The 24,064-nt window shown below is 46.0% G+C and carries 19 protein-coding genes, 1 pseudogene and 1 riboswitch; of the genes and pseudogenes, 17 read left to right on the forward strand and 3 right to left on the reverse strand.

All coding sequences use genetic code 11. From position 1 onward, the window contains the following. Positions 1 to 58: 58 nt before the first annotated feature. Both mtlR and RAC86_RS03715 read left to right on the forward strand, forming a co-directional pair. The gene (mtlR, locus tag RAC86_RS03710; protein ID WP_072565755.1) at positions 59 to 2,149 is read left to right on the forward strand and encodes a mannitol operon transcriptional activator MtlR; all 2,091 of its coding nucleotides are present in this window, start codon (positions 59 to 61) and stop codon (positions 2,147 to 2,149) included. A 211-nt stretch (positions 2,150 to 2,360) separates the two neighbouring features. After that, positions 2,361 to 3,872, forward strand: coding sequence for a class I adenylate-forming enzyme family protein (locus tag RAC86_RS03715; protein WP_072181715.1), 1,512 nt, complete (start codon positions 2,361 to 2,363; stop codon positions 3,870 to 3,872). 18 nt (positions 3,873 to 3,890) lie between these two features. Here RAC86_RS03715 and RAC86_RS03720 read toward each other — a convergent pair whose 3' ends face one another. Continuing rightward, the gene (locus RAC86_RS03720) at positions 3,891 to 4,487 is read right to left on the reverse strand and encodes a class I SAM-dependent methyltransferase (protein WP_175304906.1); all 597 of its coding nucleotides are present in this window, start codon (positions 4,485 to 4,487) and stop codon (positions 3,891 to 3,893) included. Between the two features lie 150 nt (positions 4,488 to 4,637). On the opposite strand from RAC86_RS03720, the gene RAC86_RS03725 reads away from it, so the two are divergent. The 5 genes from RAC86_RS03725 (at position 4,638) to amj (ending at position 8,470) form a co-directional block, all read left to right on the forward strand. Beyond that, positions 4,638 to 5,498: an SDR family oxidoreductase gene (locus RAC86_RS03725; protein WP_014112690.1), complete on the forward strand. Its 861-nt coding sequence runs from the start codon at positions 4,638 to 4,640 to the stop codon at positions 5,496 to 5,498. A 15-nt stretch (positions 5,499 to 5,513) separates the two neighbouring features. Next, a complete protein-coding gene (lyxE, locus tag RAC86_RS03730) occupies positions 5,514 to 6,017 on the forward strand; it encodes a D-lyxose ketol-isomerase (protein ID WP_072565756.1) in 504 nt (167 codons plus the stop codon). An 87-nt stretch (positions 6,018 to 6,104) separates the two neighbouring features. Then, complete coding sequence (locus RAC86_RS03735; RefSeq protein ID WP_072565757.1) at positions 6,105 to 6,656, forward strand: GNAT family N-acetyltransferase; 552 nt, start codon at positions 6,105 to 6,107, stop codon at positions 6,654 to 6,656. A 77-nt stretch (positions 6,657 to 6,733) separates the two neighbouring features. Further along, positions 6,734 to 7,156, forward strand: coding sequence for a pyridoxamine 5'-phosphate oxidase family protein (locus RAC86_RS03740; protein ID WP_061186218.1), 423 nt, complete (start codon positions 6,734 to 6,736; stop codon positions 7,154 to 7,156). Positions 7,157 to 7,660: 504 nt separating this feature from the next. Continuing rightward, positions 7,661 to 8,470: a lipid II flippase Amj gene (amj, locus tag RAC86_RS03745; RefSeq protein WP_061891247.1), complete on the forward strand. Its 810-nt coding sequence runs from the start codon at positions 7,661 to 7,663 to the stop codon at positions 8,468 to 8,470. A 44-nt stretch (positions 8,471 to 8,514) separates the two neighbouring features. Here amj and RAC86_RS03750 read toward each other — a convergent pair whose 3' ends face one another. Further along, complete coding sequence (locus RAC86_RS03750; RefSeq protein WP_015252794.1) at positions 8,515 to 8,805, reverse strand: DUF3817 domain-containing protein; 291 nt, start codon at positions 8,803 to 8,805, stop codon at positions 8,515 to 8,517. Between the two features lie 184 nt (positions 8,806 to 8,989). Here RAC86_RS03750 and lrpC point away from each other — a divergent pair, with 184 nt between their 5' ends. From lrpC to RAC86_RS03800, 10 genes and pseudogenes are all read left to right on the forward strand, one after another. Beyond that, the gene (gene lrpC / locus RAC86_RS03755; RefSeq protein WP_003246585.1) at positions 8,990 to 9,424 is read left to right on the forward strand and encodes a transcriptional regulator LrpC; all 435 of its coding nucleotides are present in this window, start codon (positions 8,990 to 8,992) and stop codon (positions 9,422 to 9,424) included. A gap of 64 nt (positions 9,425 to 9,488) precedes the next feature. Further along, complete coding sequence (locus tag RAC86_RS03760) at positions 9,489 to 11,672, forward strand: DNA topoisomerase III (protein ID WP_377885394.1); 2,184 nt, start codon at positions 9,489 to 9,491, stop codon at positions 11,670 to 11,672. A 202-nt stretch (positions 11,673 to 11,874) separates the two neighbouring features. Next, positions 11,875 to 12,963 (forward strand): hypothetical protein, encoded by a 1,089-nt coding sequence (locus tag RAC86_RS03765; protein ID WP_029726557.1) that lies wholly within the window; start codon positions 11,875 to 11,877, stop codon positions 12,961 to 12,963. Continuing rightward, complete coding sequence (epsK, locus tag RAC86_RS03770) at positions 12,944 to 13,795, forward strand: cyclic-di-GMP receptor EpsK (RefSeq protein WP_113713036.1); 852 nt, start codon at positions 12,944 to 12,946, stop codon at positions 13,793 to 13,795. The genes RAC86_RS03765 and epsK overlap by 20 nt, the downstream gene beginning before the upstream one ends. Positions 13,796 to 13,805: 10 nt before the next feature. After that, entirely contained in the window at positions 13,806 to 15,515 is a 1,710-nt protein-coding gene (locus tag RAC86_RS03775) for a DUF2334 domain-containing protein (protein WP_377885399.1), read from the forward strand. Continuing rightward, the gene (locus tag RAC86_RS03780) at positions 15,508 to 16,770 is read left to right on the forward strand and encodes a glycosyltransferase family 2 protein (RefSeq protein WP_014475851.1); all 1,263 of its coding nucleotides are present in this window, start codon (positions 15,508 to 15,510) and stop codon (positions 16,768 to 16,770) included. The genes RAC86_RS03775 and RAC86_RS03780 overlap by 8 nt, the downstream gene beginning before the upstream one ends. A 5-nt stretch (positions 16,771 to 16,775) precedes the next feature. Then, on the forward strand, positions 16,776 to 18,887 hold the full coding sequence (locus tag RAC86_RS03785) for a cellulose biosynthesis cyclic di-GMP-binding regulatory protein BcsB (protein WP_377885397.1): 2,112 nt from the start codon (positions 16,776 to 16,778) through the stop codon (positions 18,885 to 18,887). Between the two features lie 135 nt (positions 18,888 to 19,022). After that, a riboswitch (cyclic di-AMP (ydaO/yuaA leader) is annotated at positions 19,023 to 19,166 on the forward strand. 192 nt (positions 19,167 to 19,358) lie between these two features. Next, positions 19,359 to 21,182, forward strand: a complete 1,824-nt coding sequence (gene kimA, locus RAC86_RS03790) for a potassium transporter KimA (RefSeq protein ID WP_021481720.1) — start codon at positions 19,359 to 19,361, stop codon at positions 21,180 to 21,182. A 58-nt stretch (positions 21,183 to 21,240) separates the two neighbouring features. Next, positions 21,241 to 21,732 (forward strand): annotated as a pseudogene (locus RAC86_RS03795) (NUDIX hydrolase). 24 nt (positions 21,733 to 21,756) lie between these two features. Beyond that, positions 21,757 to 23,481 (forward strand): pyruvate oxidase, encoded by a 1,725-nt coding sequence (locus RAC86_RS03800; RefSeq protein ID WP_167407869.1) that lies wholly within the window; start codon positions 21,757 to 21,759, stop codon positions 23,479 to 23,481. Between the two features lie 289 nt (positions 23,482 to 23,770). Here RAC86_RS03800 and RAC86_RS03805 read toward each other — a convergent pair whose 3' ends face one another. Further along, complete coding sequence (locus tag RAC86_RS03805; RefSeq protein WP_021481716.1) at positions 23,771 to 24,037, reverse strand: hypothetical protein; 267 nt, start codon at positions 24,035 to 24,037, stop codon at positions 23,771 to 23,773. Positions 24,038 to 24,064 lie beyond the last annotated feature (27 nt).

Here is a 24,064-nt window from a genome sequence, read left to right on the forward strand (position 1 = left end):
CTCCTGTATCTCCTTGCGACTTCATCCGCACATCATGACTGTCTAGGAGGCCTTTTTTATGTATATGACTGCCAGAGAACAAAAGCTTTTAAAGCACTTGTTATTACAAAATCGATATGTAACCGTAACTGAGCTTGCTGAGCTGATGGAAGTCAGCACGAGAACCATTCACAGGGAGCTCAAATCAATTAAGCCGCTGATGGAAACTGTTGGGCTTACGCTCGATAAGCAGCCTGGAAAAGGGCTGAAGGCAGTGGGAAGTCCCGAAGATAAACAAAAGCTGCTTACCGATTTATCATATGAACAGCATGAATACAGCGCGGACGAACGGAAACTGCTCATTCTCTGTTCGTTATTAGAGTCTCAGGAACCCGTCAAGCTGTACACGCTAGCTCATGACCTGCAGGTGACGAATGCCACGGTCAGTTATGATTTAGACGAGCTGGAGAAATGGATTTCTCCCTTCGGATTGACACTGATCCGTAAAAGAGGTTTTGGCATCCAACTCATAGGACCGGAGAATGCAAAACGTAAAATTGTCGGCAACCTGATTGTGAACCGCCTCGACATCCAAATGTTTTTGGAAGCGGTTGAATTAAACATCAAAGGTAAAGCAGATTCTTCAGAGTCAGAGAAAATGTTTGGTGTAGTCAGCAAAGGCGAGCTGTTAAAAATGGAGCGTATCCTATTTCAGCTGAAAGAAGAAATCGCCTTTTCATTGTCCGACAGCTCTTATATAGCGCTCGTCGTCCATCTGACGTTTGCGATCGAACGGATCAAGCTTGGGGAAACCATCACCATGGAGGAAAATGAGCTTGAGGAACTGAAAAATGCGAAAGAATACAGCTCCGCTCTTGAAATCGCTGGCGAGCTTGAACGTGCCTTCGGCGTGACGATTCCAGAAGCGGAGGTCGGCTATATTACAATCCACCTTCGAAGCGCCAATCGAAAATACAAAACAGAATACAAAGCACAGGAAATCGAACTGGAAACAGCCCTGCAAACAAAGCGGCTCATTGCTTTTATTTCAGACAAAATCAGAATGGATCTCACGAAAAACTACTCTTTATATGAAGGCTTGATCGCCCATTTGGAGCCGGCCGTCAGCCGCATAAAAGAGAATATCGAGATATATAATCCGATGAAGGAACAGATCAAGCGCGATTACTTTCTGCTTTATATGGCGATCGAAGAAGGCGTGGAAAAGTATTTTCCGGGTATGTCCTTTTCTGATGATGAGATCGCTTTTATCGTCCTTCACTTCGGGTCTGCCCTTGAAATCAAAAAAGAAGAAGCAAAAGTGAAAGCGCTTGTCGTTTGCTCGAGCGGGATCGGCTCTTCGAAAATGCTTGCTTCCAGACTGAAGAAAGAACTGCCGGAAATTCAATCGTTTGATATGTCATCTTTGATCGAGCTGAAGGGCAAGGACGTCCAAGCCTATGATATGATCGTTTCCACCGTTCCGATTCCTTACGAAAACATTGATTACATTATGGTCAGCCCGCTTTTAAATGAGGAAGATGCAAACCAGGTGAAGCAGTATATCAAGCGGAAAATTCCGCTCATTCTTGAGAAAAACAGAAGCCCGAAGGAAGAGGTGCAGCAAGCTGACGTACCTGACATGTTGAAAGCGGCGGAAAGCATGGGGCGGTATATGGCCGTCATTCAAGATGTTCTGCGCCACTTTACACTTACTCTCCTCAAAACAAACCCGGATCATAGTATGCTCCTATTAGAGCTTTTTCAACAGTTGAAGAAGGATGGCTTGATCCGTGATCCGAAAAAAGCGGCGGTTTGCCTGGCAGAACGGGAGAAACAAGGGGGATTGGGAATCCCGGGGACGAACATGGCACTTTATCATCTCAAAAATGATGAAATCGTCCTGCCTTTTTTCAAAATGTATGATCTGAGCACCTCTTATGAAGTGAATGGCATGGACGGAAATACCCTCAGCATGACACGCATCCTTGTGATGATGGCGCCTAGCTCATTATCTGCTGAAGGATCGGAGATTTTAAGCGCGATCAGCTCCGCTATTATCGAGAGCAGAGAGAGTATGGCGGGGTTTCAGGGAGAGGGAGAACAAGAACTGTATCAGCGGTTAAACCGCATATTTTTCACATGGATGAAGGGAAAAAACATACTGTAATCCGGCATGGCACACGTCAAAAAATTGGCGTGTGTTTTTATGTGGATAGGGTACAAAATAAGAAAAAGTGGGACTATTTTATCATTCAGTAATGGAATAATTCCAAAATGAAATAGTTTTACAAGTTATCTTTTTTGGGTTAAAATGGGTGAGGTAAGGAAGAAAATCTAACAAATAATTGAAGATTCAAGAGAATATAGGAGATGACGATATGGAAACATTACAGCATCTGATTCTGCATGACATGCCGGATAGCGAAGAAATAGAAGCTGTAAAAAGCGGAGCTCATACACTGACATATAAAGGTTACCGCAAACGGATTAATCAGCTGGCGAATGCCCTGCTGCAAAAAGGAATTCAAAAAGGCGACCGTATTGCATTGCTTTGCAAAAACGGTCATCCCGCATCAACTGTTATGTTTGCTGCGCTTGAAATAGGTGCTGTTGTCGTACCTGTCAGCTGGCAGCTGAAACCATATGAAATGACAGGTATTTTAAAAGCAAGTGAACCAAAAGCGATGTTTTATGGAGCGGAGTTTAAAGAGACACTGGACGAAGTTCTTCCTGAACTGTCTTCACTGTCTTTAACAATGGAAACAGGGACAGCTTACGAAACATCTGCTGAATTTGAAGCTCTGTTTGCTGGTCCTGATCATTTGCCCGAAACTGAAATGGTTTCCCCTGATGATACAGCGCTTCTGATGTTTACGTCTGGAACAACGGGAAACCCGAAAAGATGCATGATCACACATGGCGGCATATACAGATACGTAGCAAGATCCAACAGCTCAACAACACGCATGAAGAGCCTTCGTTTTCTCGCGTGCCACCCGATTTACCATACGAGTGCGCTCATTTGCATCATGCTTGGAACCTTTGCAGGCACAACCTTCATTTTTACAAAGGACCAAGATCCTGTTCATATGCTGAAGGTCATTGAAGAAGAAAAAATTCAGAGTGTGATGGCTCTTCCTGTGTTTTACACGTATTTGCTTGAAGCGTGGGAAACGCACCAAACCGACTTATCTTCGCTTGTGATTTTAATGACAGGCGGAACAAAAGTGCCGAGCAGCCTGATCCGCCGCTATCTTGATATCGGCATTCCGCTCGCGCACGGGTATGGAAGCACTGAAGCTTGGGGAATCAGCACATGGACGCCTGACATGGGAATGGATAAAGCGGCCTCTGCAGGAAAGCCTGTGGCAGGTGTTAAAGTCAAAGTGGAAGATCCTCAGACGGGAGAAGAACTCCCTCAAGGAGAAATCGGCGAAATCGTTGTTCACACCCCATTTTTATTTAAAGGCTATGAAGACAATCCTGAAGCGACAGCGAAAGTGCTGCAAAACGGCTGGTTTAGAACTGGAGATTCAGGCTATGTAGATGAAGATGGCTTTATTTTCATCACTGGACGCTACAAGGATGTCATTATTTACGGAGGCGATAACGTCTATCCGGATCAGGTTGAAGAAGTCATCCAGCAGATTCCGGGAATCCTTGAAACAGCGGTGGTCGGAATTCCTGACCCGCTGTACGGGGAAAAGCCGAAAGCTTTTATCGTGACAAACGGCGGCCAGCGTATAACGGAAGAGGATGTCATCGCATTTTGTAAAGAACGCCTCTCCGCTTACAAAATACCTGAAGTCGAGTTCGTTAAAGAACTGCCTAAAAATAACCTCGGCAAGGTGAAAAAAGACGTCTTGCGCAAGCAGGCCGTACATTCGTAAAAAGAGAAGCCCGCCACTTTATGTGGCGGGCTTCTTTGCAGTTGCACAGACAGAAAGCTCAGGCTTCATGTTTTTAAATTGCAACTCAATGTCTTGGAAGCCGGCCGCTTTGAAGTCAGCAATCATCTGTTTTCCAAATGATTTGGTTTTCTCGGGACTGGCATCCGCTTCCCGCGGCTGCATCGTAATCGCTGCTTTTCCGCCGGGCTTTAGCGCCCGAAATATCTGTTTCATGCCTTTTGTTTGGTCATTCCAAATGGTGTAGTTGTTAACGGAAATCACTTTATCATAAAACGAGGCATTAAGAGGAAATGTCTCGACACTTCCTTGTATCAGGCGCACCTCCCTCGTTTTTACTCTGCGGGCGGCCAGCTTCAGCATGGCCTCTGACACATCAATCCCATCAAGACGGATGTCCTTTTCACGATTCAGCATCTGCTGCATGCAGTATCCCGGCCCAAACCCCACTTCTAAAATGCTGTCCCCGTGTGTGATCCCCAGCTGATCTATTGTCCACTGATTCAGTGTCTGATTTTCAGCAGCCATGATGTACCCGGCAATCATGCCGATTACGCCCTTTGGCCTGCTGAATTTTTTAGAAAGCATGTTAATCATTCAGCAACCCCCTTTGCAAGTTATTTCCTCCTTGCGTTTCATGTGAAACATTTTTCTGATAAAGCAATGTGAAGGTGCCAATCCATGTTTATCCAACGAACGTGTGAGGTACACAACAAATAGACATGAAAACAAAGGAGGAGAATCATCATGGCCAATTATCCAAAAGAACTGCCGGCCCAAACCCAAAATCGCCAACCGGGAATTGAAAGCGAAATGAATCCAAGTCCGGTGTATGAGTATGAGGATTATAAAGGAGCGGACAAATTAAAAGGAAAAGTAGCGCTCATTACGGGCGGCGACAGCGGGATCGGACGCGCGGTATCCGTTGCTTACGCAAAGGAAGGCGCTGACATCGCCATTGTGTATAAGGATGAGCATGGGGACGCCGAAGAGACGAAGAAGCGTGTAGAACAAGAAGGCGTAAAATGCCTGCTGATCGCTGGTGACGTAGGTGAAGAGGAATTCTGCAATGAAGCGGTTGAAAAAACGGTCAAGGAACTAGGCGGCCTTGACATCCTTGTAAATAATGCCGGTGAACAGCATCCGAAGGAAAGCATCAAAGATATTACAAGCGAACAGCTTCACCGCACATTCAAAACAAACTTTTATTCTCAATTTTATTTGACTAAAAAAGCAATTGATTACCTGAAACCGGGCAGCGCGATTATCAACACGACATCTATCAACCCGTATCGCGGGAACCCGACGCTGATTGATTATACAGCGACAAAAGGCGCAATCAATGCCTTTACCAGAACAATGGCGCAGGCGCTTGTGAAAGACGGCATCCGCGTAAACGCAGTCGCGCCAGGACCAATCTGGACACCATTAATCCCGTCTACGTTCTCTGAAGATAAAGTTGCTCAATTTGGGCAAAATACGCCGATGGGCCGTCCGGGTCAGCCTGTTGAGCACGTCGGCTGTTATGTGCTGCTGGCTTCAGATGAGTCATCTTACATGACAGGCCAGACGCTGCATGTCAACGGCGGAGACTTTGTAACGACGTAAGAGGGAGTGAGACATATGGATATCACGAAAGAGGAAGTAAACGGCTATTATCAAAAAGCCGGTATTGTATTAACGGATGAGGAAGTAGACCAAATCCAGCTGATGGACTACGGCTTAGGAAAAGAAAGAAAAATCGGGCTCCAGCTCTTTGTCTACGTCAATACGGACCGTTATTGCTCAAAGGAACTGGTGCTGTTTCCGGGACAGACTTGCCCGGAACACCGCCATCCGCCGGTCGACGGCCAGGAAGGCAAGCAGGAGACATTCCGTTGCCGCTACGGAAAAGTGTATCTTTACGTAGAAGGAGAAAAAACGCAGCTTCCAAAGGTTCTCCCTCCGCAGGAGGATAGAGAACACTATACGGTCTGGCACGAAATTGAACTTGAAGCGGGCGGACAATATACCATTCCGCCAAACACAAAGCATTGGTTCCAGGCCGGGGAAGAAGGTGCCGTGGTGACGGAAATGTCTTCGACGAGCACAGATCAACATGATATCTTTACCGATCCAAGAATATAAGGATGAGGCGTAACAGCCCATCCTTTTTTGTGTTGAAAAAAAGGGAATCATCGTTATAATGGGTAAAAAAGGAAAGAGGGCGAGGGAATGTTCACCTGCAAGGTAAATGAGCACATCACCATTCGATTATTGGAGCCAAAGGATGCGGAGCGGCTGGCCGAACTCATTATCCAAAATCAGCAGCGGCTCGGCCAGTGGCTGTTTTTTGCGGAAAATCCAAGCAGTGCTGAAACGTACAGAGAAACGATCATTCCAGATTGGCGGCGGGAGTATGCCGACCTGAACAGCATCGAAGCGGGGCTCCTTATTGACGGCAGCCTATGTGGCATGATCGGTCTGCATAACCTTGATCAAGTGAATCGAAAAGGGGAAATCGGATACTGGATTGCCAAAGAATATGAGGGCAAAGGCATCGTTACCGCCGCCTGCCGAACACTCATCACGTACGCTTTTGAAGAGCTTGGACTGAATCGCGTTGCTCTCTGTGCTGCTGTAGGGAATCAGAAAAGCAGAGCGGTCCCGGAGCGGCTTGGCTTTCAAGAGGAAGGAAAGGCACGGGACGGCTTATTCGTTAATGGCAGGTATCATGACCTTGTCTATTACAGCTTGCTGAAGCGTGAATGGAAAGGATCAAAATAAAGCGCGCATTTTTTTGTTTAAATCTTCCCCGGATGTGGAAAAGTAACAGCGGAGACGTTAAAAAGGAGTGATTCAAGATGAATCAGCAAGACATTAAACAAAAAGTGCTGGATGTTCTAGATCACCATAAAGTAGGCTCGCTCGCAACGGTTCAAAAGGGCAAGCCGCATTCCCGCTACATGACTTTTTTCCATGACGGGCTGACGATCTACACACCGACAAGCAAGGAAACTCATAAAGCGGAAGAAATTGAAAACAACCCCAATGTCCACATTTTATTAGGCTATGATTGTGAAGGCTTTGGCGACGCGTATGTTGAGGTTTCCGGGAAAGCCAAAATCAACAATTCGGCAGAACTGAAGGACAAAATATGGAGTTCCAAATTAGAGCGCTGGTTTGACGGTAAGGATGATCCGAATCTGGTGATTCTTGAAATTGAACCGGAGGATATCAGATTAATGAATGCCGGAGAGAAAACACCGGTCTCACTCGAACTATAAAAAATTTGTGTTTTCAGGGGCGATATGTTATCATGAATAGCTAGTAAGAAAAATAAGCAAATAAAAAAGAAAGTAAACTTCTTTTTTCTGTTTTGAGAGAGAAGCTTACCGCTTCCCAAGCAGCATAACCAGCTGCCCTTATTCTTTTCCTTCATAACAAATCGCCCCTAACGATGAGATGGAAAAAAGACTTTTTTGTTTTACAATTCACACCGGCGCGGCTTCGGAGCCGCAGTGACGATTGAGAGGTAGGGCTTTCGTTGTCTTGTGTTCAAGAAATTTCCATGGTGTTTACTTTCCAGAATGATTCTTCGGAACAATGCTTTCTGAATCTAACCCGCCTGACTTGCGGATGATATAATCTTTATTTGCGTATAGAAAAGAATAAGACAAACCGCCCGGCGTACACCGGACGGTTTTTTTATTGCAAAAAACACATCGTACTGAAACCTCCTTGTCTTCTTTCCAGTCTTATCTCTAGGATGATATTGGAGGAAGAATAACGTGCATGTCATTACAACACAAGTACTTTTTATTTTTTGTTTTTTATTGCTGATTCACTCGATAGAAACTTTAGCCTATGCCACAAGGCTTTCCGGGGCCCGCGTTGGATTTATTGCGTCCGCGCTTTCTCTGTTTAATGTCATGGTCATCGTATCCAGAATGTCGAACATGGTGCAGCAGCCCTTTACTGGGCATTTAATTGATGATGCTGGAAAAAACGCACTGGCGATTGTAGGGGAGCAGTTCCGCTTTTTAATTTTCGGATCGACAGTCGGCACCATTTTGGGCATTATCCTGCTCCCGTCTTTTGTCGCTCTTTTTTCACGGGCGATTATTCACTTGGCGGGCGGCGGCGGCTCCGTTTTTCAAGTATTCCGAAAGGGATTCTCGAAACAAGGATTCAAAAATGCCCTTTCCTATTTGCGTCTGCCGTCCATTTCATATGTAAAAGGATTTCATATGCGCTTGATTCCGAAGCGTTTGTTTGTCATCAACATGCTGATCACATCGATTTATACGATTGGCGTGCTTTCGGCTTTATACGCAGGCCTTCTGGCGCCGGAGCGCAGCACGACAGCCGTCATGGCTTCGGGTTTGATCAACGGAATTGCGACGATGCTGCTGGCCATTTTTGTTGATCCTAAAGTATCCGTTCTAGCTGATGATGTGGCAAAAGGAAAACGAAGCTATCTCTATTTAAAATGGACCTCTATCACAATGGTCACATCAAGGGTGGCGGGCACACTCCTCGCCCAGCTCATGTTTATTCCGGGGGCCTACTATATCGCGTGGCTGACAAAGTGGTTTTAATAAGAAAGGCTGGATCATAAAAATCCAGCCTTTTTTGCGTTCCCTTATTTATATTTCCTTAATCCGCGGTCGTACAAAAAATTTCCGAATGGGACGAAAGCGGCGACGAAGCCGGCAGCTGACCATTTCAGCGGCCATTTGACAGAGAAGGTTGCATAAGCCAAGACAAGCAAATACAAAATGAACAACCCGCCGTGAACCGAACCGACAATTGTCACCGCAAGCGGAAGGCCTGCCCAATATTTAAGCGGCATAGCGATGAACAACAGGATTAAGAGTGACATTCCTTCAATAAAACCCATCGTGCGAAGTCTTCCGATCGGCGTGTGCAGCATAAATCGCCCTCCTTGTGGACACGTTTTCATTTTATACTATAAACAATCCGGAGGGGCATATGACAGCTTTCAAAAAATGTTCGGAAAACATTCATTTTTACATGCCTTTTCTAGGGAACTGTACTTGTCATTTACAAAAATACCCGAGATAATGTGTACAAAATCAAAAAAGAAGGATGTTGAAATGAAACTTGACCAGATTGATCTAAATATCATTGAGGAGCTGAAGAAGGACAGCCGTTTGTCGATGAGGGAATTAGGCAGAAAAATTAAGCTGTCGCCTCCATCTGTAACAGAACGGGTAAGACAGCTTGAATCGTTTGGCATCATCAAGCAATACACGCTGGAGGTCGACCAGAAAAAACTGGGGCTTCCCGTTTCCTGCATTGTGGAAGCAACCGTTAAAAACGCGGATTACGAGCGGTTCAAAAGCTATATTCAAACATTGCCGAATATTGAATTTTGCTACCGGATTGCGGGTGCAGCCTGCTATATGCTGAAAATCAATGCCGAAAGCCTCGAAGCGGTAGAAGATTTCATTAACAAAACATCGCCCTACGCGCAAACCGTCACTCACGTCATTTTCTCAGAAATTGACACGAAAAACGGGCGCGGTTAGAGAGTGCCGCGTGAAGTCTGTTATAATAACAGGATGAGCGCGAAAGAAAGAGAAGTGATCAAGCATGTCAAAAACAGTTGTATTAGCTGAAAAACCTTCAGTCGGCCGGGATTTAGCCCGGGTGCTGAAGTGCCATAAAAAAGGAAACGGTTATCTCGAAAGTGATCAATATATTGTGACCTGGGCTTTAGGCCATTTGGTGACGCTTGCTGATCCGGAAGGCTACGGAAAAGAATTTCAATCATGGCGCCTAGAGGATCTGCCGATTATCCCAGAACCCTTGAAGCTTGTGGTGATAAAAAAAACCGGAAAGCAGTTCAATGCAGTCAAATCCCAGCTTACCCGTAAAGACGTCAATCAGATTGTCATCGCGACTGACGCAGGCCGGGAAGGTGAGCTTGTTGCGCGCTGGATCATTGAGAAAGCGAATGTCCGAAAACCAATCAAGCGACTGTGGATTTCATCTGTGACGGATAAAGCGATCAAGGAAGGTTTTCAAAAGCTGCGCAGCGGCAAAGAATATGAAAACCTGTACCATTCTGCCGTCGCCAGAGCGGAAGCGGATTGGATTGTGGGGATCAACGCCACCCGTGCACTTACCACAAAATTCAATGCCCAGCTCTCATGCGGGCGTGTGCAGACTCCGACGCTTGCCATGATTGCAAAGCGCGAGGCAGACATTCAGGCGTTTACGCCCGTTTCGTATTACGGCATTCGTGCTGCAGTCGACGGCATGACGCTGACGTGGCAGGATAAGAAATCAAAGCAGACGAGAACGTTCAATCAAGATGTAACAAGCCGTTTGCTAAAAAACCTCGAAGGAAAGCAAGCGGTCGTAGCTGAGCTGAAAAAAACAGCGAAAAAAAGCTTTGCGCCTGCGCTTTATGATTTAACGGAGCTCCAGCGTGACGCCCACAAGCGCTTCGGTTTTTCTGCCAAAGAAACGCTTTCTGTCCTGCAGAAGCTATATGAGCAGCATAAGCTCGTCACATATCCGCGGACGGACTCTAGATTTTTATCCAGTGACATCGTCCCGACGTTAAAAGACCGTCTGGAAGGCATGGAAGTAAAACCGTATGCCCAATATGTCAGCCAAATTAAAAAACGCGGCATTAAATCTCATAAAGGATATGTCAATGACGCGAAGGTGTCAGACCACCACGCGATTATCCCGACCGAAGAGCCGCTCGTTCTCAGCAGTCTGAGTGATAAAGAACGAAAGCTGTATGACCTGATTGCGAAACGTTTCCTGGCTGTATTAATGCCTGCATTCGAATATGAGGAAACAAAGGTCATCGCAGAAATCGGCGGAGAAACCTTTACGGCGAAAGGCAAAACCGTGCAGTCGCAAGGGTGGAAAGCCGTTTATGATATGGCGGAAGAGGATGATGAGCAGGAGGATGACAGAGATCAGACACTTCCTGCGCTTCAAAAAGGCGACACACTTGCCGTCCGCACGTTAACGGAAACAAGCGGCCAAACGAAGCCGCCTGCCCGCTTTAATGAAGGGACCTTGCTGTCAGCGATGGAAAACCCAAGCGCGTTTATGCAGGGAGAAGAAAAAGGCCTCGTCAAAACGCTTGGAGAAACAGGCGGCCTCGGCACGGTGGCAACGCGTGCCGACATTATTGAAAAACTGTTCAACAGCTTTTTAATCGAGAAAAAAGGCCAAGATATTTTTATCACATCTAAAGGAAAACAGCTCCTGCAGCTTGTTCCGGAGGATCTGAAATCACCGGCCTTAACAGCAGAATGGGAGCAAAAGCTGTCTGCGATCGCGGCCGGCAAATTGAAATCGGCTGTTTTTATTAAAGATATGAAGGCTTACGCTCACCAAACGGTAAAAGAAATCAAAAACAGCAGCCAAACCTTCCGACATGACAACATCACGGGAACGGCATGTCCGGAATGCGGCAAAATGATGCTGAAAGTAAACGGCAAACGCGGGACGATGCTCGTGTGCCAAGATCGTGAATGCGGAAGCAGAAAAACGATTGCCCGAAAAACAAACGCACGCTGCCCGAACTGCCATAAACGAATGGAGCTTCGCGGCCAAGGCGAGGGCCAAACCTTTGCGTGTGTGTGCGGTCACCGTGAAAAGCTCTCTGTATTTGAAAAACGAAAAAACAAAGACAAAGCGCGTGCTACCAAACGGGACGTATCCTCTTATATGAAAAAACAAAATAAAGATGAGCCGATTAACAACGCGCTGGCAGAACAGCTGAAAAAACTCGGTTTGGATAAATAATAAAAAAACCTGTGCCTATCGCACAGGTTTTTTTAGTGGACTTAGGTCCTGTTTTCTTAATGTTCAAAAAGGGGAAAAAAAGCTAGCAATCTGCATTTTTTTCTTTTATAGTAAATGTACTTTGTAACATGGCAGTCATATTTTCGTCTATAACTATTTGTGAGCGTCTGATTTGCTTCAGGCGACAAAGGGGGATTTGCCTGTGAGGCATGTACTAATTGCTGTCATCTTATTCTTCTTATCTATCGGACTTTCCGCAGGGTGTGCTGAAGCTGGAAACAAGACCCAAAATCAGTCGGCGACAGAAGTGAATGCCAGCCCGCTCCAGCCGGCGGAATATTTCATCTATCACAATTTAATGAATGACCAAGGGCTGATTAAAACCGATTTTTCAGACCAGCCTTCTTACTTGTCGGAATCTCTCGGCCTGTGGATGAAGTTTCTGCTCAGCAAAAATGACGCACCGCATTTCCAGGATCAATATCAGCATCTGACTGATTCATTTCTGATGAGCAATCACTTGGTGACGTGGAAGATTCAAAATGGCCAAGCGAGCGGGACGAATGCGCTGATAGATGATATGAGAATTATGCTGTCTCTTGACCAAGCCGCCGCAAAATGGGGCCGCAGCGACTACGCGCAAACGGCTAGGGATATCGGCACGTCTTTGAAGACATACAATATGAACAACGGGTTTTTTACAGACTTTTACGACTCACAGGCCGCTTCAAAGGATGTGACGCTTTCATACGTCATGCCTGATGCCTTAGCTGTCTTAAAGAAGAATGGAATCATAGACGAAGAAACAGAACAGCGGAATGCCAATGTTCTCTATTCAGCTCCTTTAAAAAATGGCTTTCTGCCGAAGACATACAGCTCGGAGACGAAGGAATACACATACGATAGTGAAATCAACCTGATTGATCAGCTTTACGCTGCTTGGCATTTGCCGGAAGGGGATGAAAAAGCATCTGTTTTAGCGGACTGGATCAAGCAGGAATTTCAGAAAAACGGAAAGCTGTACGGGCGGTATTCGGCAGATACGAAGGAGCCTGCCGTCCAATATGAGTCTCCATCCGTATATGCATTAGCCGTATTGTTTTTGACAAAACAGCATGAAAACAGTTCTGTCATCAAAGCCATATATGACAGAATGAATGACTTTGAAATTCATGATCCGGTGAAATCGTATTATGGAGGCTATATGAGCGGCACTCAGACGCATTCATTTGACAATCTGCTGCCGCTGTTAGCCGAAAGGAAGCTTTTTAATGAAAATATCATTCAGTGAATCACAAAAATTATTTGCTTATTTTTCAGGGCTCATCGCGGCCCTGTCTTTGTTTATTTATTATGTGTCAGCCCAGCAATCAGAAGGTGCTCTGATCCTTTGCATCACATTTGGCGTCATCGTCGCAGGCATCTGGTTCGGCCCGATTTACGCGCTGGCAGTGACCTTAATCGTACTCTTTGTTCTCGGCACCTTAATGATGTTTTTCCAGACTGGACAGGCTGCGTTATTTCCGGCTGAGGAAGGACTGCGAATGCTTGTCGTGTGGGGAATCGCGCTTTTGCTGTTTTCTTTTATTTCTGGACGAATCCACGATATTACGGCAGAGCTTAGGCGCTCGATTACACGGCTTCAATCCGAAATTAAAAGCTATGTTGCTGTTGACAGAGTGACCGGTTTTGATAACAAGCAAAGGATGAAGCTGGAACTTTCAGAAGAAATCAAGCGGGCGGAGCGCTATGGCAATTCTTTTGTGTTTTTGCTGCTCCATATGCATTATTTCAAAGAGTTTAAGTCTTTGTACGGTGAAAAAGAAACGGACCGCCTCTTCCAATATGTCGGTCAGCAAATCAGGACAAGCGTTCGGGAAACGGATAAGAAATTCCGTCCCTCTGACGAGCGTATCGGGATCGTGCTGACGCACACGCCTGCTGAACATATGCCGGCCGTTCTGACTAAGCTGAAGAAACAATTGGATACATATCAGCTGGAAAATGGAAAGTATGTGTCGCTTACGTTCCACGTTTGCTATTTGCCCTACCGCAACGATATCAAAACAGCTGATCAATTTTTAGAAGAACTGGAAAACGAGATGATGATGAATGAACTATAAAGGAATCACATTGCTATGCGTCATGATGCTTCTAGTTTCAGCTATTGCGTCTTTTCCCGTTTCTGCGCAAGCGAAAGATCAGGACGCCGGTATTTTCATCATCTACTCAACCTTGGACGGCAAAGAGTCGTCACAAGTCAAAATGCTCGATTTGCTTGCGGGCCACTTTACATCCCATGTGACAGTCAAAAAAGATTCAGACGTTGAAGCGTCGGATTTCAAAGGGAAAGACCATGTGATTTATTACGGCCAAACGAAAAGAAAGCTCAGCAAAAAACTGCTGTCTCTTATCAGCGGCGTAAAAAAACCGGTTGTCGCCATTGGCTATAACGCAGGTCAAATCAGCCAATTTTCCGGGCTTTCATTAGCCCGCAAAGAAAATGTGTTTCAGGTTCACAGCAGGTCGGAAAAGGCCGATGTGTCTCTGGAAAGCGGGCTTAACGTGCTGAGTGTATCAGGCCTGAAAGGAACGGCGCTTTACACCTTCAAAGCCGATGACGGCACAACGCATTCTTTTATATGGAAAACAAAAAAAGGGAATGTGTACATTGGATTAACAAATTTGTTAAATAACAATTTGATCGTGGCGAAACAGCTCAGAGAAGCTTTCGGAGAGAAGGCGGGGACGACGTTATTGTATTTGCGTCTCGAGGATATCAGCCCGATGTCTGATGAAAAATTGCTGCTTCAAGCCGGTACATACCTGCATAAGCGGCATATTCCTTTTATCCTGGCGGTCATTCCGGTTTACTTGAATCCGGAAACAGGCGACAAAGTGTATTTGTCTGATCAACCGAAGATGGTCAAGGTGCTGAAGAAGCTGCAAAGCATGGGCGGCAGTATCATTGTTCACGGCTATACTCACGCTTATCGCTACAGTGAAACAGGAGAGGGCTTTGAATTTTGGGATGCAAAGGCGGATCAGCCGATTACATCCGGAAATGCCGAAGACCCCCCGTCCATTTTGGAGAAAGAACAGGACTTCCCGAACGAACAAGCCTATCACAGCTATCTCGAACCATTTCGGGAAAAGGAAGAAACGTATACAAAACAAAAACTGACGCGTGCCATCGAGGATTTGACATCATCGGGTCTTTACCCGCTGGCGTTTGAAGCGCCGCATTACACGATGTCCGAATATGGCTATCAAATCGCCTCGCAGTATTTTACAAGCATTTTCGGCCAGGTCCAGCTCAGCAGCACAACATGGAAAACATCCGGTGCACCTCCGTTTGTGACTGCTCCTTCGATGTTGCACGGAATGACGCTTTATCCGGAAACGATCGGCTTTGTCGACACATCGAAGCAAAACCCGCTCGGTGAGATGGAGGAGCATATCTCCCAGATGATTGATTTTGAAGGCGGAGTAGCTGGAGGATTTTATCACCCGTACCTTGGGATGAAATATCTGCCGGAGCTGGTTGATCAGATGGAACGCATTCCAGACAGTGAATGGCTTGATTTAAAGAAAACGAAACAAACCGTCAAAACAGACAAAGTGGAAATTCATACAAGCGGTGACGGAACGATTCAGGTGAAAAACGGCGTAAGCGCCATTGACGAGTTTTTCGATCATCACCGGCAAACCCCTCTGGAAAAGGCGTTATGGATTCTCTCCGCTGTTGTGCTCTTATTTGTCATCATGTTTGTCAGTTATACGTTTTACTTGAGAGCCACATTGAAAAAACGAATTTTTAAGGAGAGAAGAAGCCTTGGGTAATACGCTGTTCTTTATCTCGCTAAGTTTAATATGGGTTATGCTTCTCTACCACATGTTCCTCATGCAGGGCGGGTTTCGCCACTATATGACCTTCGAACGGAATATCCCGAAGTGGAGAGAAAACATGAAGGAACTGCCGAAGGTCAGCGTCCTCATCCCGGCGCATAACGAAGAGGTTGTGATTCGGCAGACGCTGAAGGCCATGGTCAACCTTTATTATCCGAAGGACCGGCTGGAGATTATCGTCGTTAATGATAATTCATCAGACCGGACGGGTGATATCGTCAATGAATTTTCCGAGAAATACGATTTCATCAAAATGGTGATTACGAAGCCGCCAAATGCAGGAAAAGGAAAATCCTCTGCACTTAACTCGGGTTTTGCCGAATCGAACGGCGATGTGATCTGTGTGTATGACGCCGACAACACGCCTGAGAAAATGGCTGTGTATTACCTCGTGCTCGGCCTGATGAATGACGAAAAGGCAGGCGCCGTGGTAGGGAAATTCCGCGTCATCAATGCGGCAAAGACGCTGCTGACGAGGTTTATTAATATCGAAACGATCTGTTTTCAGTGGATGGCCCAGGGAGGCAGATGGAAGTGGTTCAAAATCGCCACGATCCCAGGCACCAACTTCGCGATCCGCAGAAGCATTATCGAAAAGCTCGGAGGCTGGGATGACAAAGCGCTCGCTGAGGACACTGAGCTGACCATCCGGGTGTATAATCTCGGCTATCACATCCGCTTTTTCCCTGCCGCCATCACGTGGGAGCAGGAACCGGAAACATGGAAGGTATGGTGGCGCCAGCGCACCCGATGGGCGCGCGGCAATCAATATGTCGTGCTCAAATTTTTGGCGCAGTTTTTTAAGCTGAAACGAAAACGGATTATCTTTGATTTGTTTTATTTTTTCTTTACGTACTTTCTGTTTTTCTTTGGCGTGATCATGTCAAATACGATTTTTGTAGTGAATTTGTTTTATGATTTGCATTTGTCTGTTGGATTTTTGGCAATGATTCTCTGGATTTTGGCGTTTTTCTTATTTATGACAGAGGTCATGATTACGTTGAGCATTGAAAAAACAGAAATGAACAAGCAAAACTTTTTTATCGTATTTCTCATGTACTTCACATACTCTCAGGCATGGATTGTGCTTGTTATCTACTCTTTATTCGTAGAAATCAAGCACCGTCTATTCAAGCAAGAGGTCAAATGGTACAAGACAGAACGATACAATCAACATAAAAGCGGGTGACCTTTTTGAAACAAATAATGATTTTTCTCACAAGCTTCATGCTGCTGGCGATGACTGGACAAACGGCTCTTGCCAAAGACGTACAGGTCAGCGGTTCGCTCCTTGGAAAAAGCAGCCAAGAACAAGCCAAACAGCAGGTGCTGACAAGCGAGCTGATTACACTGTATGGATCAAAAGACAGCGCAGAGCTGACGTACCAGATCCCGGCAGGCGCCTCTTCGGGCAATCAGCAATTGGTAATCGAATACGAGGCATCAAATCTTTTAATTTCTCCATCATCGTTAACGGCTGTCATTGATGATGAACCGGTCAAGACGTTAAAGCTTGATGGTGATTCCAAACGGAAAACAGTGAAGCTGAATCTGAATAAAAGCCAGTCTGCGCAAGGCTATCACAACGTATCGCTGAAATTCTACGGCGTAATGAAAGAGGGCGTGTGCGTCAGACAGGATACATCAGGCAACTGGATCAAAATTTATCCGGACAGCCGGCTGACACTTGCTGACAGCAGTGAAGCGAAGGGAACGTCGCTGGACCATTATCCGTATCCTTTCGCCCAATCTGGAAATACAGCGGAAGAAACAGCTATCGTCATTCCGGATAATCCTAGTTCAGCAGAAATAGAAGCTGCTGTTAAAACAGAAGGCTATTTGAAAACGGTGGACAGCAGTGTCAGTATTGCGTATGTCACGGAATCTGAACTGAAAAAAATCGATAAGCCGACGATTGTTATCGGCGTGGACAAGCATTGGAACGGCAAAGTGAAAAAACTGTTGAAGCAAGCTGGGCTACATGCAAAAGGAGAAAACCTTCTGCTTGCGGAGCGGGTGCTGAAAGCAGAGGGCAAACAGCAGCCGGTTCTGTTTGCGCAAGCGGCGTCCGAGGACGCGCTCACTAAAAAAATCAGCGTGATGACAGATCAGACATATACAGGCCAGCTCAGCGGCGATACACTTTCAATCAGCAAGCTTCAGCAGACTGAAAAAAAAGAAAGCGATAAGCTGACCCTTGAGAATTTTGGAGCGGGTGATATCACAATTGGAGCCGACAAAACATCTTCAGCACATTATTTTTATCCGACTTCGGCTGTTTTAGATGAAAACCAATCGGCGAAGCTGTCGCTTAAACTGAAAAAGTCTGAAACGATTCAAGCCTCAACGGCTGAAAACGAGTCAGCCTCTCAGGCTGCAGAACTGAAAGTGATGATCAACGGCCAGCCGCACTCGGTCCGGCTTGATGAATTAGGAAAAGAAGATAAAAACGGATTCTATCATGTCACAGTGAAAGTGGACCCTAAGCTGCTGCAAAAAAACCGCTACATTGATATTCAGTTCGTCACGACCGGTTTAAAGGAAAACAACCCTTGTAATACGACTGATGAAGAAAAGTGGGTTTTTATCGATAAAAACAGTACATTATCATACGCCATCAAAGGCATGTCTCCTTCAGCGGATTTTCAAGAGTGGCCGCTGCCTTACGCCGGAAACCAGGATCAAACAACGTTAATCGTGCTTCCTGACACCGTAAGCCAATCGAAGCTAGAGGAGCTTTCTCTCGTAACGGAATCCTTTGGCAGCGAAGCACAGCATTCATATACGGTAAAGAAATCATCTGACGTTACAGCAAATGATGCAAAAGGACGAAACCTCATTTTCATAGGAGGGATCAATCAATTTTCTCTTCTGAAGGAGAAATCATCAGATCTGCTTGTGCCGCAGGAAAAGAACGGATCGTTTGATGTATCTGGTTTCGAGATGCTGAATGAGACGACAAAACAAGTGGTATTTACCCAAGCATCGGTTTGGGATTCACGCTATACAATGGCTGTCTTTGCACCGTCAAAAGGAGATGGCGCGGCTGTCACAAAAGAGATCATCAGTTATCTGAACAGCAACGATGAGTCGGCAACCGTCCTTAATGAAACAAACAGCCAGCAGGTGTTTACAAACCACCAGCAGCTCAAATCGGAAACAAACAGTTCCGATGCAGAACAACCAACACAGGATCATAGCCAGAAATGGATGTATATTGGTGTGCTGGCACTCATTATGGTGGTTGCGGCAGTGTTCATTTGGATTGCCGTAAGACGCAGAAAAAGAAAGACAGATACAGAATAAAACAGAGGCGATTTTAGCCTCTGTTTTTTTATTTTTGGTAAGTAAATTCCATTTGTGGAACCTGTCATTTTATTTTTTTCTCTCAGCCAATAAGCCTCTTTACAACGTGCGGGAACGGGAGTATGATCTCTTTTAGAAAACAAATCGCTTAATCTGAAATCAGAGCGGGGGACCCAATAGAACGGCTTTTTGCCGTTGGGGTGAATCCTTTTTAGGTAGGGCTAACTCTCATATGCCCGAATCCGTCAGCTAACCTCGTAAGCGTTCGTGAGAGGAGATGAATGAAACCTGTGTTCGATGTTATGGCACAGGGGCATCCGTTTGCCTCTGTGTTTTTTATTGTTCATTTTTGAATGCAAATCGCATACAGAGACATCATAGCAGAAAGGACTATCATCAACATGTGAGAGCAAGACACTGATGTTTTATTGTTTTAATTGAAAAATGAGAAATTAAAAGGGGAAGACATCGATGTATCATTCAATCAAACGTTTTTTGATTGGGAAACCACTAAAATCCCAAGCAGCTGGAGAGCAAAAACTGACGAAATTAAAAGCCTTGGCTATGCTTTCCTCAGATGCGCTGTCATCTGTCGCATATGGGACAGAACAAATTCTAATCATTTTGGCAACAATCAGTGCTGCCGCATTTTGGTACTCCATTCCGATTGCGGTGGGCGTTCTCATATTACTGCTCGCACTGATTCTTTCATACAGGCAAATTATTTACGCTTATCCGCAGGGCGGCGGGGCGTATATCGTTTCTAAAGAAAATCTCGGTGAAAAACCGGGATTGATTGCGGGCGGTTCATTGCTTGTTGATTATATTTTAACAGTAGCGGTAAGTATTTCCGCAGGCACGGACGCCATCACGTCAGCCTTTCCTGCATTGCATGATTATCATGTGCCGATCGCTATTTTTCTCGTGTTAGTGATTATGATTTTGAACCTGCGCGGTCTTTCGGAATCGGCATCCATTCTTGCCTACCCGGTTTATCTGTTTGTGGTGGCGCTTTTGGTTCTCATTGCAGTCGGGTTGTTTAAACTTATGACAGGACAAATAGACCAGCCAGCCCATCATACACCGCTCGGCACACCTGTAGCCGGCATTACGCTGTTTTTGCTGCTTAAGGCTTTTTCCTCCGGATGCTCAGCGTTGACCGGGGTTGAGGCCATTTCTAATGCGATTCCTGCATTCAAAAACCCGCCTGCGCGAAACGCGGCAAGAACGCTTGCGATGATGGGGATTTTGCTGGCGATTCTGTTTTCCGGCATCACGGTGCTCGCGTACGGGTATGGTACGGCGCCGAAGCCTGATGAAACAGTGGTTTCACAAATTGCGTCCGAAACCTTCGGGCGGAATGTGTTCTACTATGTCATCCAAGGTGTCACATCGCTTATTTTGGTTCTTGCGGCAAATACGGGATTTTCAGCCTTCCCGCAGCTTGCCTTCAACCTGGCGAGAGACCAGTATATGCCGCGAATGTTTACAGTCAGGGGCGACCGCTTAGGCTTCTCAAATGGGATTATCTTTTTAGGCTTTGCCTCCATTGTTCTCATTATCTTATTCGGAGGACAGACGGAGCACTTAATCCCGTTATATGCTGTGGGCGTATTTATTCCATTTACGCTTTCACAAACCGGCATGTGCATGAAATGGATCAAGCAAAAACCAAAAGGCTGGATCGGAAAAATGCTGATCAACTCCTGCGGCGCTCTGATATCATTTATGGTTCTATCCATTCTGTTTGTGACGAAGTTTAATGTCGTATGGCCTGTGTTAATCTTTATGCCTATCGTCGTTTTGCTGTTTTTTGCGATTAAAAATCACTATACAGCGGTTGGCGAACAGCTTCGCATCGTAGACAAAGAGCCGGAAGAAATCAAAGGCACCGTTGTGATTGTGCCTGTGGCCGGTGTCACCACCGTCGTGCAAAAATCGATTCACTATGCGAAATCACTGTCTGATCAGGTGATCGCCGTTCACGTGTCATTTGACAGAGAACAGGAAAAGAAATTCGAAAAACGCTGGGAAGAGCTTAATAACGGAGTGCGTCTCGTTACGCTTCACTCCTCGTACAGAAGCCTTGTCCATCCGTTTGATAAGTTTTTGGAAACAGTTGAGGCAAAAGCGAAGAAGGAGCAGTTTTCCGTTATGGTGCTGTTTCCGCAATTTATAACGAAAAAACGCTGGCACACCATCCTTCACAACCAATCGGCCTTCCTCCTCAGAGTCCGGCTGTTCTGGAAAAAGGACATAATGGTTGCCACACTGCCGTATCATTTTAAAAAGTAAAGCTCTAGGACCAAGGGAATCACCTTGGTCCTTTTTTGCGGGAAAAGGAGGTATGGCGGTGTATACACAAGGTGCTTTTGTGATCGTATTGAACGAAAGTCAGCAAATTCTGCTGGTGAAACGAAAAGATGTCCCTCTATGGGATTTGCCGGGCGGCAGGGTTGATCCCAGGGAATCGGCTGAGGAAGCGGCAGTGCGGGAGATATTGGAAGAAACGGGATACAATGCAGCGCTTTCTGCGAAAATAGGTGTTTACCAAAGGCCAAAGTTTCAAGATAAACAGCATCTGTTTTTCGGAAGCATAACAGGCGGACAAGCAGTGGCTGACGGCACAGAGACAGCGGGATTAAAGTAGGTTTCCCCGGGGCGTTTGCCGCTTTTTATGGTGCCGAATCGAAGAAGGCAGATCAATGATTTCAAGAACGGCGCTCAAGATGTAAATGTCACCGTCAAGGATAGCGGGTTGCTCGCGGCGATCGACCTGTTGAAAAGAAGACTGGGCAAGCGATTCAGGTCTCCGGGTTTTAAAGCCTTTCTCCTGTGGTATTGAAAAAAGGAAAAAGGAGGATACGTAATGGCACATAAAACTGCAGGACAAGTAATGACAGAGCTGCTTGAGCAATGGGGAGTTGATCATGTATACGGCATCCCCGGAGACAGTATAAATGAGTTTATTGAAGAATTAAGACACGAAAGAAATCAACTGAAGTTCATTCAAACCCGCCACGAAGAGGTAGCGGCACTGGCAGCCGCAGCTGAAGCAAAACTCACCGGCAAGGTCGGAGTCTGTCTGTCAATCGCAGGGCCGGGAGCGGTGCACTTATTAAATGGTTTATATGATGCAAAAGCGGACGGCGCCCCTGTGCTTGCGATTGCAGGACAGGTTTCTTCTGGCGAAGTCGGACGGGACTATTTCCAGGAGATTAAGCTGGAGCAAATGTTTGAGGACGTGGCTGTGTTCAACAGAGAGGTACATAGCGCAGAATCACTTCCGGATCTCTTAAATCAGGCGATCAGGACCGCCTACAGCAAAAAAGGCGTTGCGGTATTGAGCGTGTCAGATGATTTGTTTGCGGAGAAAATCAAACGGGAGCCCGTGTATACTTCACCGGTGTATATTGAAGGGAACCTTGAACCGAAAAAAGAACAGCTCGTCACCTGCGCCCAATATATTAATAACGCTAAGAAGCCGATTATCCTGGCAGGGCAGGGAATGAAAAAGGCGAAACGGGAGCTCTTAGAATTTGCGGACAAAGCCGCCGCTCCGATCGTTGTTACACTCCCGGCAAAGGGTGTTGTTCCCGATAAGCACCCGCATTTTCTCGGCAACCTCGGGCAGATCGGAACAAAGCCGGCTTACGAGGCAATGGAGGAATGTGATTTATTAATCATGCTCGGAACGTCATTCCCGTACCGTGATTATTTGCCAGATGACACGCCGGCGATACAGCTCGATTCAGACCCGGCAAAAATCGGAAAACGGTATCCGGTGACAGCGGGCCTTGTCTGCGATTCGGCTCTCGGTCTGCGCGAATTGACAGAGTATATTGAACGCAAGGAAGACAGAAGATTCCTGAATGCCTGCACAGAACATATGCAGCATTGGTGGAACGAAATTGAAAAAGATGAGACAGAGGCAACAACACCGCTTAAACCTCAGCAGGTCGTGGCCCGTCTTCAGGAAGCGGCAGCCGATGATGCGGTGCTCTCTGTCGATGTCGGCACTGTGACAGTCTGGATGGCGCGTCATTTCAAAATGAACGCGAACCAGGATTTCATCGTCTCCAGCTGGCTTGCGACAATGGGCTGCGGCCTGCCGGGAGCGATCGCCGCAAGCTTGTCCGAACCGGAACGCCAGGCGATCGCCGTCTGTGGTGACGGGGGATTTTCCATGGTCATGCAGGATCTTCCGACCGCTGTCAAATATAAGCTCCCGATCACAGTCGTCATTTTAAACAACGAAAATCTTGGCATGATTGAGTACGAGCAGCAGGTCAAAGGCAATATCGACTATGTCACAAAACTTCAAAATGTCGACTATGCCGCATTTGCAGAAAGCTGCGGAGCAAAGGGCATCAAAGTGACTAAAGCGGAAGAGCTTGCGCCGGCATTCCATGAGGCGCTGCACTCTGACCAACCGGTCGTTGTGGATGTCATGATTGGAAACGAACCGCCGCTTCCTGGCAAAATCACCTACGGGCAGGCGAAAGGCTTTAGCAAGTACATGCTGAAAAACTTCTTCGAAAACCAAAAATTTGAAATGCCGTCACTGAAGAAAAGTTTGAAACGGTTATTCTAGAGGCCCTTTTAGAGGCCTCTTTTTTTGTGTTGGAAACAAATGTATTTCAGGTTATCCTTGTATTATATTGGTATGAGGAGGATTACATGTTTGAGTTCATAAAATTATTGTTGTATGTATTAGGATCTGCAGGAATGATCTATGCGTCATATCACGATTTTCGCCATGCTCAGAACGGGCAAAAGGACAAATGCATCTTCTTTCAAAGCAAAAAGACCAGCGCATTTGTCCTTGTATGTTTCATTTGTTTATTCTTATCAAATCTTACAGAACTCTTCTCATCATAAGCTTATTTCTCTTTTTTCTTCAGCCCGAAGAAGAAAGGAAAAGCAGAACCGACCAAGAAGGTGCCGAATAAAAACATGCCGCCGATAAACACGTGGAAATTTGTGTGTCCGGCCGTAAACGCCGTGATTAGGGAAATAATACTGAGCACGATCATGGCAATGCCGGGCGCGACTCTCATTTTTCCCTTGGATCTATGGGCAGCAACAGAACATAAAATGCCGATAACGATAGGAACAATCCACAAATAAAACAGAATAAATACTGACATCATCAAAACTCCGATTTTTCTTCTATC

The organism is Bacillus sp. LR_5 (assembly GCF_042709275.1).